We start from the raw sequence: 11,892 nt of genomic DNA, 5'->3' as shown, positions 1-11,892 counted from the left end.
GAACTCCAACATGGAAAGTGTCGCTATCTCAGCTGCCCAAATTAACTGGAACGGCGGACAACGTATAACTCTCACCGCAGGAGATACAGCCACCTGTACCGCACTTAGCCCAGGCCAGCTTTATGGCATCTTTATCTACAACTCCGCGCAAAATGACAACAACTCGACTGTCTCCGTGAACTGGAGCAACAGCCAGCCGCCCGTACCGATCACGGTGCCTGGCACCACGGCCAATGCAGGCCTGGCATCGTTGGGTTTTGTCTCGGGCACCGATACTCAAACCGTTTCGGTCTCACTGTCCAGCAACGCCGGTAAATCACAGGTCGAAATCTGGCTGGGAAGTGTCAGCATGCCGACCAATACATCGGGGCTCAGCAACTATCCGCTGCCGGCCGATGGTGAGCAGCATCCGTTCAACAAGTACACCCGCTACTATGCAGTCCCCCCATCGAAGTGGATGAACCTGACGATCACCAGCACCATCACACAGTTCATCTCCTGCCAGTTCCGTGAGGCGCAAGCGACCGTGTTCGTCGTCAATGAGACGTCGAACGGCCTACTCTCGGGCCAGGTCACCACGATTGGGCCTACTGCAAGTGAAGTTGGGGCCGTCAAGATCAGTTACTCGCAGATTCAGAGCATTACCAATAATCTGCAAGGCGACGGTACGCAGTGGGTCTGGATGGATGCTGACAGCCAGCAAGACTCTCAGAGCGCGACCATTTCCTTGCAATCGCTTTGAATTTACTGGCTGAGTAATACGGAAGGCCCCACCCTGTGGGGCCTTCTTTTATTTGGCGTAACGGCCAATCGCCTCAGAAAATGCCTGTATTCATTGCGCAAAACCTCGGCTATAGGGGAAAGCCCGATACCCGTCAGTCCCCGGACATACGGCATTTCAACCTTGAACATGGCACTTTAATGCTGCACCATCCGCCCCTGCTTTTTCAAAGGACGGAATTCAAGGCATGCTGGACGCAAACGCAACCCATATCTCCCTCACCCTCGAAGGCGTTTCCGTCGACCTGCAAGTGCTCAGCTTCGTCGGTCGCGAAGCCCTCAACCAGCCGTTCTGTTTCGACATCGAACTGGTCAGCGCCCGCCCCGACCTGAAACTCGAAGAGCTGCTGCACAAGCCCGGTTGCCTGACCTTCGGCGCCACCGGCCAGGGCAAAATCCATGGCCTGGTGTACCGCATCGAGCAAGGCGATTCCGGCAAGAGCCTGACCCGCTACAGCATCAGCCTGGTGCCGCAACTGGCCTACCTGCGCCACAACCACGACCAGCAGATTTTCCAGCAGCTCAGCGTGCCGAAGATCATCGCCCAGGTCCTCGAGGCCCGCGGCATTCTGGCCGACGCCTACAGCTTCCAGCTCGGTGCGATCTACCCCGAGCGCGTGTACTGCGTGCAGTACGACGAATCCGACCTGCATTTCATCCAGCGCCTGTGCGAAGAAGAAGGCATCCACTTCCACTTCCAGCACTCGGCCAGCGGCCACAAGCTGGTGTTCGGCGATGACCAGACGGTGTTCCGCAAACTGGCGCCGGTGAGCTACCAGCAGGACTCCGGCATGGCCGCCGAAAAACCGGTGATCAAACGCTTCAACCTGCGCCTGGAAACCCGCACCACCCGCGTCAGCCGCCGCGACTACGACTTCGAAAAACCGCGCCTGTTGCCGGAAAGCGCAGCCAAAAGCGCGTTCGCCCCGGACCTCGAAGACTACGACTACCCCGGTCGTTTCACCGACCGCGCGCGCGGCAAGCAACTGGCAACCCGTGCCCTGGAGCGCCATCGCAGCGACTACCAACTGGCCGAAGGCAAAGGCGACGTACCGACCCTGGTCAGCGGCCACTTCCTGGCCCTCAGCGAACACCCGCGCGCCGAGTGGAACGACCTCTGGCTGCTGCTGGAAATCGTCCATGAAGGCAAACAGCCGCAAGTGCTCGGCGAGAACATCACCAGTGACGTCACCGACAGCAAGGACGATTTCCACCAGGGCTACCGCAACCGCTTCCTCGCCACCCCGTGGGACGCCCACTATCGCCCCGCCCTGGAACACCCGAAACCGCAAGTGCTGGGCAGCCAGACCGCCTTCGTCACCGGCCCGCCAGGGGAAGAAATCCACTGCGACGAATACGGCCGGGTCAAGGTGCAATTCCACTGGGACCGCGACGGCCAGGCCGACGACAAGACCAGCTGCTGGCTACGCGTCGCCAGCGGCTGGGCCGGCAATGCCTACGGCGGCATCGCCATCCCGCGGGTCGGCATGGAAGTGCTCGTCACCTTCCTCGAAGGCGACCCCGACCAACCGCTGATCACCGGCTGCCTGTACCACAAGGAAAACGTCGTCCCCTACGACCTGCCGGCGAACAAGACCCGCAGCACCTTCAAAACCCTCAGCTCGCCGGGCGGCAAGGGCTACAACGAGTTTCGCATCGAAGACAAGAAAGGCGCGGAACAGATCTACCTGCACGCCCAGCGCGACTGGGATGAAAACATCGAGCACGACCAGAAGATCCGCGTCGGCAATGAACGGCATGACACGGTCGAGGCCAATGTGTTCAGCGAGTTCAAGGTAGAAGAGCACCGGATTACCCATCTGGACCGCAAGACCGAAGCACGGGCGGATGATCACCTCACCGTGGGCGTGACCCAGCACGTGAAGATCGGCACGGCGCAGTTTGTCGAGGCGGGTCAGGAGATTCACTACCACGCTGGGGAGAAGGTAGTGGTTGAGGGTGGCATGGAGCTGACGGCCAAGGCTGGCGGGAGCTTTGTGAAGATTGATGCCGGAGGTGTGACCATCAGTGGCGCGGAGGTCAAGACCAACTCGGGCGGCTCGCCTGGAGTTGGTACTGGCATTCAGATATTGGGGCCTCTTTTGCCTGGTCTGGCTGATAAAGACAAGTTCGGGAAACTGCTCGAAAATGCACCTCGCAGTCACAAAGCACGGTATCTGCTTCAGGACGAAAAAACAGGCGAACCGTTAGTAGGAAGCCCTTACACATTGAAGCTGGGCGACGGCACACGTATCGCCGGTTACACCAACGAAGAAGGAAAGACCTTTCTGGCCCATAGCACCGACCCGACCGAAGTGGAGCTGTTGACGCCAATTCGTAAACCGGAGCCTGAAGAGCCATTGATCAGGGCAGGTGAAAGTGCGCCAAAGGAAATGACCCTGGATTTCAAAAACGCCAACACGGAGGGCTGATACATGGCAGTCATGCAACCACCTCAAACGCCGCAGGGCTGCACTAATACCAGCATTGAAGGCACGATCAAACAGGCTCCACTGCCCAACCCGGACAACAAGCCTTACTTGATGGAAAAAGCGAATTACGCTTCGCGGTTTCCGAAGTTGTCTATCAAGAAGGCAAAGGACGGTGGTGTCACAGCTCTGGAGCTCAAACAACTTGTCATGAGTGGGTTGATCCGAGCAGACGAATATCGCTGGAATTTTCTCTGGGACTATAAAGCAGAAGTCTGCTTTGACATGGCATCCCTTCCACCCAAACCATTTCTCAGCTCCTCGTGGTTCGGCGAAGATGAGAAACCCGATCCATTGCGACGCCATACTTTATTTCCGTTTCCCAAAGGTTCGGTCAAAGGATTGCTGCGGCGCCCCGATGTCATCATTGTAAAGAGCCGCAGTATCCGTTGGCCGGGACAGGCAGGTGCGGATCATCAGGGCGTTGCTCACCCCGATAATCTGGAACGGTTGGTAGAGGTGAAGTTTCCCGGGGACAAACTTTACCCCGATCAGGAACGGGCTTATTTGCTGATAGCGGGTGGACGCCGTCGATTTTCGGTTCTTGAAATCAACGACTGTCGCGATGATGGTGATCGCGAACGAGACCGGCAATACAACAGAGAGCACAAGCCAACGGGTGAATTCAATCCTCAACAATGGCCGACACTGTTACCTCCCCCTCGAAATCCGGATGAGCCCCCCAGACCTGCACCTGTTCCAGTCCCAGCCTACGGGCCAGCGTCAACACCGAGACCTGCTCATCTGGAAAGCTGGACCCAACAGGTTCAATCCGCGGTTGATAGTCTGTTGGAACAGGGCGCTCGAGGCATCAGGCAACTGTCCCAAGAAGTCCAACAGCATCTGGAAGATGCTGCGACTTGGTTGGGAGTCAAAGGTGAGTGGGTCCGTCGTGAGTCGCAAAAAGCATGGGAATGGATAAGTGAGACCGGTGCGCAGGTAATTCGCTGGACGGATGAGCAGTTACGGGCCATCTGGAAAGAGGTGCAACGATATACAGATATTACCTTGGACGTTCTGCGCGAAATTGACTGGGTACAGGTGTTGATTGACGTGGGTATCGTCGTCGCAACCGTGGTTGTGGCTATTGCAGTGGGTGCGGCAGTTGTCGCCGCAGGCATCCCAGCCAGCATCGTGGCTGGTCTGCTGGTCATTATTCGTTTGGCCCAAGTTTCCTGGGCCTTGCTGGTCACAATTTTGGGTGGCACGGCAGTCACCGCCACGGCCACTGCCGGCTAAATGAGAGAGCGCATGAACGCATTGGAAAAGCTGGACCAACAAGCACCCGACCTTGCTTTCGAACTGCCGGACGGGAAGCCCGTCGTGAGGCTAGGTCTGATCCTCACGCTATATTTCAAACAAGGCTACACAAGCGAGACCAAAGAAAACGTCCTGGAGTGTTTCCGCCGTTTTTACGAGGAGTATCAGTCCAACCTCAAATGCATGGTCTACGGCCGCCATCAAAAGTTGACCCCTGCCCATTTCGAAAAAGCTCAACATGCCATTTCAAAGAGCGGTGGCAACGAAGAGTTCAGCTTTTTTCTGGGCAGTGCCCCAGATGAAACAGAAGCAGACGAATACTCCCTTGCTGCAATGAATTCGTTTGAAATCCACGGCGACAAACTCCGCTCTTACATCAAGCTTGTGATGCCCTGGAGCCTTCTAAAAGAGCCTGGCGGTCGTTTACGGTTTCAGGAATGGGTCGTCTATTTGTGTGACCAGGTCAAGGCGGCGCACGGATACGGCGGTTTATCGAGCATCTTGCCTTATGACTACCACAGCTATATCCCCACCGAGTATCAACTGGCTCAGCAGTATTGTGGGCTAGAAGTCGACTCCATGCCCCATGCCTCGTCAATCGAACTCCTGGATGTCATCAAGGGGGTCAACTGGTTCACCGTTTTAGGCAAGGAGTTTGTGGATCATCTGGGCGGTGAATCGTCGCTTCGCCATGCGTTCAGCGGGCGCGGCGATATTGAGGTATTGACCTACAGCAATGGTCTTATCATTCGAGCGGGTGAGTATCCGGAGCTCGGAAAGCTGGAGGATGGCCCTCCTCCGTCTTACGTAGCAGTGAATAAGGTGATCAAACCGATCCGCATTCAAAACCCTGATCAATTGCATCCATATTCACCCTATGGAGACGGCTTCGAAGAGGACAGTACTGCTCGCTGGTATGCGCGGTTCGACCAGGAAGATACTCAGTCAAACACTTCCGCACGCCTCGAAGCCGGTCAGCCATGCAGTGTGGCGGGTTATTGGTTCAGTCCCGCTCAAGCGAACTCCCGACGCTACTTCAATCAAGGTGAAATCCTACCGAGTTTCAGTGGCTCCAATTGGGGTGATACGCTTTGGTACTGGTCGGGAGAGAAGTAAATTATTCGAGATCGGTCAATGAACGTCTTGGAAAGACTGGGCTCAGGGATACCATTAAGTGAAGAACGCATGGCTGTATTTAATCACTGTCCTGTCAATAGGGACCGCCTATGCAGAGCCGCCCAAGTCAATTCTCGGTTGCCCTTTTTCTGATGGAACACAGGTGTCTTTACTGGTCGAGTCAACTGCAGAGGGTCAGCGCTTATTTCTTGAGCTCGATCAGAAAACACAAACTGTATTTACGGACATGCCTGATACCGACTTTGTCGGGCAGGTGGTCCTGGCGAAGTGTGTTTCCTCCAGTTTTATTTTTGCGCTCAACTACGGCTCGCCGTATTTGAAAGGTGCTGTTTTACGCAAAAACCCCGTCAGTCATTCAATCGAACGAATCGATTTTGCAGAGAAGGCCCTGCCCCGCTGGCTTTATCTTGGACAAGAGCAAATGCGGTTGGTCATTCCAAATATCGGGAACGAGGTCGCTGGAATGTTCCGGGTCTATGACTATTTCGCAGGAAAAGGGCAACCAGAGGAAGCAGGTAGTGTTGATGTTCGGCCAGATACCCATGGGTTCAAGGTTTTACGCCTGGAATAAGCGCTTCATCCCATCGAATACGGACATCTAGCTTCAAAGCCTACCCCACAGGAGGCAGGCTTGTTTTTGAAGGTGCGGTGTCAGACCGGCGCTTTCCACCCCATCATCCGCTGCTGAGCAACCTGCAGCAGATCGCAACCATCCTGCGTCAGCAAATAAAGCGCATGGGTAATGTGCGGAATGTCCTGAACATCGCCGTGCTTGAAGCAAAGGCAGTGAAGCGTTTCAAGTAACTGGCTGGAGGCGCGGATGCGTTGGAGGGCGGATTCGAGGATGTCTTGGGGATTGGCTTCTGTGTCGATCACCAAGGGATTTGAGTCGGTGACGCCGCTTTTGATTGAACGATAACGATCTGGAAACGGGTTAACAGTTTGCATATGGATTACTCGATTGTTTGTAAGTAACCACCAGCACCGTGACCAAACGATGGAGGCGGACTGTGTACAGGCTTGGTCAACCGATAACAACCAACCGGCTCGCCCGAAGGCGTCCCGCACACAGCCGCCATAGCAACGCACTGTGAGGACATAGATGTCCGCAGCGCGAATGATGGCACATATGTGCGTTGTTATCAGGTGACCAAACCTGTTCGCTGATTTTGCAGCGAAGCCAAACAGTAAACGCTGGCAGCCGGCCAGTGAAAGACGACAAAGCAACCACGCCTGTAGGAACACGCCGAAGCTCCCGCAGTTTTTTGCCTACATGAAACCTCTGACAGAAACCTCCTCACGACAGGCGGCATCCAGCCCGGTTAACCATCGCTTAACCCCATGGTCCAAAACTTTACTGGACCGCACTCCCTCAGCACCCTCTGACGCCCAGTGCGGCAGGTTCGACGCTCTTGCATCGAACTGACTTCCCCTCTGCACTGGAGACCCATCATGAACTTGCGTGCATTACTGATCACCACTGCCCTCACCTGCACCGCGTTCGCAGGTTTCGCTCAGGCCAACGACACGTCGTCCTCTCAGGCCGTGCCTTATCACTACGGCATGCCGCTGCATGTGGGCAAGGTCGTTTCCATGACCGAACCGTCGACGCTGGACTGCCAAGTGGTCACGGCGGACATGAAATACATCGATAGCACTTCGGGTAAACCGGAGGAAATTACCTATCGAAAACTTTCTGACGCGTGCAGTTATCAGGGCTGACAGACGATTCCGATTCGGCACTTGGCAGTAGGCCTGCGGGGATTCTGACGCTATGCTTTGGCGCTCTCTCACTGCCGCAAGGATTCGCCATGCAGTTCTCGTTTCGTACGCTGTCGACGTTCACCGCCGCGCTCTGCTTTCTGCTGGCGCTGGTGTGGGGCTTGATGCCGCAATGGTTGCTGGCGATCTGGAGTATCGAGTATTCGCCCGCGGCGGGCTTTGTGGCCAGGCGCAGTGCGGTGCTGTTCGGCGCGCTGGGGGTGATGTTTTATCTCGTGCGGCAGGCACCGCCCTCGGCGGCGAGAAGTGCGATGTGCAGCGGCTTTATGGTCGGGTGTTTCGGCTTGGCAGCGCTAGGCTTCGGCGAATGGCTCAATGGTCATGCCGGGCCGGGTATCCTACTGGCGATCCTGGTGGAGTTGGCACTGGGTCTGGGGTTTATCCAGACCCGGCGCATATCGCTTGAACTGGGTGAAACGGCCGGTTAATGGGCTTTTGACTTTGGGCTGAACATTTGGCTATGGGTTTTGTGCTCAAGGTCGGTGCGTAACCCGGCGATCAGATTATTGATCTCCCGACAACCGTTGAGGTGATGGGCGTCTATGCCAGTGACGCATAGGTCGAGATGATCAGTCTCGTTGTCCGAATACACCTTGACGGTCATCGACAGGTCTGGCGACAGCGTGCATTGGCAGCGTTTCGGGAGAAAACTGCTTTCAACGATATTGCGTAGTTCCAAGGCAGAAAGAAACATGGCCACCCTCTCGGTATTGTGAGATTGCCAAGCAAAAATCGAATGTCGGTCGGAGCTCAGATCGCCCGTTCTTTTCTTCCTTGCGGGCTTCATCGTTCCAACGTCCGACCGTTTTTTTTGTTTCAGCGCTGACTCAACAGGCATCGCGGTCAGCTCAAGACAGCTTCAGCATAAAACATGCCCAGAATTTCGCCCTGCGATTCGTCGGCCAATCAAAGGTTTAGAGAAGATGGCAACACATCGCATCATGCAAAATGCAATAAAGGTCGGTTTTCAATAACTGCATTTTGCAAGCCCATCTGAGGGCGGGTTTGCATTGGGCAAGGACGGCAGTGAGAATGCGGTCCATCTTTTCAGTATCTGCTGACCCCACACACACGCAAGGAGGCATCATGGGTACTTTGTCCTTTAACACGACCGCCGGGCTGATAGTTGTCCTTCTGTCGTCCGCAGCCCAGGCTGCGACACTCGAAGACGTCGCACCGTATCCCAAGCCGGAGAGCGGATTTACCCGCCAGGTCATTCACCTCGCCCCGCAAAAACAGGAAGACGGCTATCAGGTGGAGATCCTGGCCGGCAAGACCCTGACCGTCGACTGCAACCGTCAGCGCCTGGGCGGGATGCTTGAGGAAAAGAACCTCGAAGGCTGGGGCTACCCGTTTTACCGGCTGGAAAAAGTCACCGGCCCGATGAGCACATTGATGGCCTGCCCTGACGGCAAGAGCAAGAAGGACTTCGTGCCGGTGGTCGGTGACGGTTTCCGGCTGCGTTACAACAGCAAACTGCCGATCGTGCTCTATGTGCCCAAAGACGTCGAAGTGCGCTACCGGATCTGGTCGGCGTCGAGCCACGTCGAGAAAGCAGTTCAGGAATAATCCGCCCATCCCTTATGCCGGGGCGCCACTCAACGCGGCGCGCTCGGCCACATGGCGCAAACTGTCGAAGTTGATATTCGCGCCGGAGTCGATGGCCACCAGGGTCTGTCCCCGGGCGCCGGTTTGCGCCACGTACTGCTTGATCCCGGCCACGGCCAAAGCGCCGGAAGGCTCGGTGATCGAGCGGGTATCGTCGTAGATGTTCTTGATCGCGGCGCAGAGCTCGTCGTTGCTGACGGTCAGCACTTCATCGACACAGAACCGACAGACCTCGAAACCGTGCGCGCCAATCTGAGCGACGGCCACACCATCGGCGAAGGTGCCAACGGTTGGCAGCACAACCCGCTCGCCGGCCTGTAAGGCCGCCTGCAAACAGGCGGAATGTTCCGACTCGACGCCGATGATCCGCACTTCCGGGCGCAGGTATTTGACGTAGGCGGCGATACCGGCGATCAAGCCACCGCCGCCCACCGGTACGAAGATCGCATCCAGCGGCCCTTGGTGCTGACGAAGGATCTCCATGGCGACGGTGCCCTGCCCGGCGATCACATCCGGGTCGTCGAAGGGCGAGACAAAGGTGCGGCCGGTTTGCTGCGCCAGGTCCAGCGCATAAGCCAGGGCGAACGGAAAACTTTCGCCGTGCAGCACCGCATCGGCTCCCCGGCTGCGCACGCCCGCTACCTTCAGTTCCGGTGTCGTGCAGGGCATGACGATGGTGGCGGCGATCCCCAATTCGCGTGCCGCCAATGCGACGCCCTGGGCATGATTGCCCGCCGAGGCGGTGATCACGCCTCGGGCCTTCTGTTCATCGCTCAGGTGCACCAGCTTGTTGTAGGCGCCGCGGATCTTGAAGGAAAACGTCGGTTGCAGGTCTTCACGCTTGAGCAGGATCTGATTGCCCAACGCCTCGGACAACGCCGGTGCCGCTTGCAACGGCGTGCGCACCGCCAGTTCGTAGACCGGCGCGGCGAGGATCTTTTTCACGTAATGCTCAAGCAAACTCTGCTGGGCGTGGGTGCTGTTCATGGTCGTCTCCTGACGTTGATCGGAGCCCAAGAGACAGAAACTAAAAACCCGCCTCTAGGGCGGGTTGGGTGCTGCAGTCGTGAGCTAGCCCGCCAAATAAGGAATGGCGGTAATAATGCTTGGCTGGCAGCGCAATACGGTGGAAGTCATGGCTGGAAATTAGCCGGCCGCTGATGGCAAGTCAATGGCCAATTTTCAACGGGCTCTGTAGGCTGAGACCACTCACCAAGCCTGACCACGACGTTTAAGCTCCAGCCGCCGGACGAACTCTTCCAGCACCAACGTGTACAGATCGTCCTGCAGGTACGCGTCTTCGATGCCGGCGTCGATGTTCGGGTTGTCGTTGACTTCGATCACCACCACTTTGTTGCCGGACTGTTTGAGGTCGACGCCATAGAGCCCGTCGCCAATGAGATTCGCGGTTTTCACCGCCAGTTCAACCACCGCTCGCGGCGCTTCGTGAACCGCCAGGGTACGGCATTCGCCGTTGATGTCCTGGCCTTTGGCCTTGTGGTTGTAGATCTGCCAGTGGCCCTTGGACATAAAGTACTGGCAGGCAAAAATTGGTTTGCGGTTGAGCACGCCAATGCGCCAGTCGTACTCGGTGTAGAAGAACTCCTGGGCCAGCAGCAACACCGAGTGTTCGAACAGTTCGGCGGTGGCCTTGAGCAAGGCTTGCTGGCTTTCGACCTTGATGACGCCCCTTGAGAAACAGCCGTCGGGGATTTTCAACACCAAAGGAAACCCGAGTCGCTCGCCTACCCGCTCAAAGTCTTCCGGTCGCTCCTTATAGAGGATTTCAGTGGCCGGCATGCCCAGTTGATGGCTCTTGAGCAAGTCAGTCAGGTAAACCTTGTTGGTGCAGCGCAGGATCGACGCAGGATCGTCCATCACCACCAGGCCTTCACTCTCGGCTTTTTTCGCGAAACGGTAGGTGTGATTGTCGACACTTGTCGTCTCGCGTATCAGCAGCCCGTCGTATTCGGCGATTCGGGCGTAGTCCTTGCGTTCGATCAGCTCAACGTCGATGCCCAGCATCTTGCCGACCCTGACAAAGTTGTCCAGAGCCTTGGGGTTGGAGGGCGGCAATGCTTCTTGCGGGTCGTGCAGAATGGCCAAGTCATAACGGGCCAAGCGCCGAGAGCGTGGCAGGCGCCAGATCTTGCGACTGAAACTATCCAGCGCGTTTGCAAACTGATCTTCCTGATCTTCACGCAACTTATGCAGGGTGCCAAACTTTACACCTTCGATGTGCCAACCGTTAGTTCGGCGAAATTCAACTAACAATATCGGACAAGGGAAAACCTCGAATAACTGTCGAGCCAATTCCTGTAATGGCTCGATGGAGGTCTGGCCGAAGTACAGGGTCAAGGTGAAACCTTCGGTGTCGCTGTAAACATGATGACTTAAGGCTTTTTCCAGGGTTTTATCCAGATCGTCCAAGGCCAGGCCATACAGGGACTTTCGGGTCAGTTCGCTGATGGTCCGCACCGACGGAATCACCTTGTGCCCCCGTGCTTCGGCCAGCAGCGAGCAGTAATAGCCGTGCCCGAGGTACTTGTAACTGCGGCACAGGTTGATCACCTGAACCCGTTTGCCCTGCTCGTTGTTGCGGGTCTGTTCGAGGTATTCCTGGGCGGTGACGATGTCTTCACTGGGAAAGTAGGAGGCCCAGTCTTCCTTGCGTTCGACGATTATCATCAACGGACTGGAAGTTCTGATCGAGGCATTTAAATAGTTTGCAGAAGTTATTGCCGTCGGCAAAGTTTGTTCGGATACTTCGCGCCAATGACCTTGTACCGCTGACATAGTGATTGATCCGTTGGAGAACAAGACCTTTCCTATTAAG

General features: G+C 56.3%; 11 protein-coding genes and 1 pseudogene. 8 read left to right on the top strand and 4 right to left on the bottom strand.

Annotated elements, in window-relative coordinates; genetic code table 11:
- Positions 1-10 precede the first annotated feature (10 nt).
- The 5 genes from PSH64_RS13055 (at position 11) to PSH64_RS13035 (ending at position 6,237) form a co-directional block, all read left to right on the top strand.
- A complete protein-coding gene (locus tag PSH64_RS13055) occupies positions 11-742 on the top strand; it encodes a hypothetical protein (RefSeq protein WP_105341871.1) in 732 nt (243 codons plus the stop codon).
- A gap of 226 nt (positions 743-968) precedes the next feature.
- A complete protein-coding gene (locus PSH64_RS13050; RefSeq protein WP_305480881.1) occupies positions 969-3,212 on the top strand; it encodes a type VI secretion system tip protein VgrG in 2,244 nt (747 codons plus the stop codon).
- A gap of 3 nt (positions 3,213-3,215) precedes the next feature.
- The gene (locus PSH64_RS13045) at positions 3,216-4,508 is read left to right on the top strand and encodes a VRR-NUC domain-containing protein (RefSeq protein WP_007939148.1); all 1,293 of its coding nucleotides are present in this window, start codon (positions 3,216-3,218) and stop codon (positions 4,506-4,508) included.
- A 12-nt stretch (positions 4,509-4,520) separates the two neighbouring features.
- Positions 4,521-5,645 carry a DUF3396 domain-containing protein gene (locus PSH64_RS13040; protein WP_305480880.1) on the top strand — a complete coding sequence of 375 codons (1,125 nt, stop codon included), beginning with the start codon at positions 4,521-4,523 and terminating at the stop codon, positions 5,643-5,645.
- Positions 5,646-5,703: 58 nt separating this feature from the next.
- The gene (locus PSH64_RS13035) at positions 5,704-6,237 is read left to right on the top strand and encodes a hypothetical protein (protein WP_033064044.1); all 534 of its coding nucleotides are present in this window, start codon (positions 5,704-5,706) and stop codon (positions 6,235-6,237) included.
- Positions 6,238-6,317: 80 nt separating this feature from the next.
- On the opposite strand, the gene PSH64_RS13030 is transcribed toward PSH64_RS13035, so the two are convergent.
- Complete coding sequence (locus PSH64_RS13030) at positions 6,318-6,614, bottom strand: hypothetical protein (RefSeq protein WP_305480879.1); 297 nt, start codon at positions 6,612-6,614, stop codon at positions 6,318-6,320.
- Positions 6,615-7,118: 504 nt separating this feature from the next.
- Here PSH64_RS13030 and PSH64_RS13025 point away from each other — a divergent pair.
- Positions 7,119-7,388, top strand: a complete 270-nt coding sequence (locus PSH64_RS13025) for a DUF2790 domain-containing protein (protein ID WP_305480878.1) — start codon at positions 7,119-7,121, stop codon at positions 7,386-7,388.
- A gap of 89 nt (positions 7,389-7,477) precedes the next feature.
- Entirely contained in the window at positions 7,478-7,876 is a 399-nt protein-coding gene (locus PSH64_RS13020; protein ID WP_305480877.1) for a hypothetical protein, read from the top strand.
- Here PSH64_RS13020 and PSH64_RS13015 read toward each other — a convergent pair.
- Complete coding sequence (locus PSH64_RS13015) at positions 7,873-8,142, bottom strand: DUF1652 domain-containing protein (RefSeq protein ID WP_105342229.1); 270 nt, start codon at positions 8,140-8,142, stop codon at positions 7,873-7,875. The two genes, PSH64_RS13020 and PSH64_RS13015, sit on opposite strands and share 4 nt — an antisense overlap.
- Positions 8,143-8,534: 392 nt before the next feature.
- On the opposite strand from PSH64_RS13015, the gene eco reads away from it, so the two are divergent.
- On the top strand, positions 8,535-9,017 hold the full coding sequence (gene eco, locus PSH64_RS13010) for a serine protease inhibitor ecotin (RefSeq protein ID WP_305480876.1): 483 nt from the start codon (positions 8,535-8,537) through the stop codon (positions 9,015-9,017).
- 30 nt (positions 9,018-9,047) lie between these two features.
- Here eco and ilvA read toward each other — a convergent pair.
- Together ilvA and PSH64_RS13000 are read right to left on the bottom strand one after the other, a co-directional pair.
- Positions 9,048-10,043, bottom strand: a pseudogene (gene ilvA, locus PSH64_RS13005) (threonine ammonia-lyase, biosynthetic); the annotation flags it as partial.
- 222 nt (positions 10,044-10,265) lie between these two features.
- Complete coding sequence (locus tag PSH64_RS13000; protein ID WP_181150656.1) at positions 10,266-11,744, bottom strand: RimK family protein; 1,479 nt, start codon at positions 11,742-11,744, stop codon at positions 10,266-10,268.
- Positions 11,745-11,892: the final 148 nt, after the last annotated feature.

The sequence above is a fragment of the Pseudomonas sp. FP1742 genome, from assembly GCF_030687145.1.
GTDB classification, from domain to species: domain Bacteria; phylum Pseudomonadota; class Gammaproteobacteria; order Pseudomonadales; family Pseudomonadaceae; genus Aquipseudomonas; species Aquipseudomonas frederiksbergensis_D.
The sequence above is the reverse complement of the archived record's forward strand: the minus strand, read 5'-3'. Positions and strand labels throughout refer to the sequence as shown.

Coding starts and splice junctions, on each gene's coding strand:
- PSH64_RS13055 (WP_105341871.1), top strand. CDS start 11: ATGGAAAGTGTCGCTATCTCAGCTGCCCAAATTAACTGGAACGGCGGA.
- PSH64_RS13050 (WP_305480881.1), top strand. CDS start 969: ATGCTGGACGCAAACGCAACCCATATCTCCCTCACCCTCGAAGGCGTT.
- PSH64_RS13045 (WP_007939148.1), top strand. CDS start 3,216: ATGGCAGTCATGCAACCACCTCAAACGCCGCAGGGCTGCACTAATACC.
- PSH64_RS13040 (WP_305480880.1), top strand. CDS start 4,521: ATGAACGCATTGGAAAAGCTGGACCAACAAGCACCCGACCTTGCTTTC.
- PSH64_RS13030 (WP_305480879.1), bottom strand. CDS start 6,614: ATGCAAACTGTTAACCCGTTTCCAGATCGTTATCGTTCAATCAAAAGC.
- PSH64_RS13025 (WP_305480878.1), top strand. CDS start 7,119: ATGAACTTGCGTGCATTACTGATCACCACTGCCCTCACCTGCACCGCG.
- PSH64_RS13020 (WP_305480877.1), top strand. CDS start 7,478: ATGCAGTTCTCGTTTCGTACGCTGTCGACGTTCACCGCCGCGCTCTGC.
- PSH64_RS13015 (WP_105342229.1), bottom strand. CDS start 8,142: ATGTTTCTTTCTGCCTTGGAACTACGCAATATCGTTGAAAGCAGTTTT.
- eco (WP_305480876.1), top strand. CDS start 8,535: ATGGGTACTTTGTCCTTTAACACGACCGCCGGGCTGATAGTTGTCCTT.
- PSH64_RS13000 (WP_181150656.1), bottom strand. CDS start 11,744: ATGATAATCGTCGAACGCAAGGAAGACTGGGCCTCCTACTTTCCCAGT.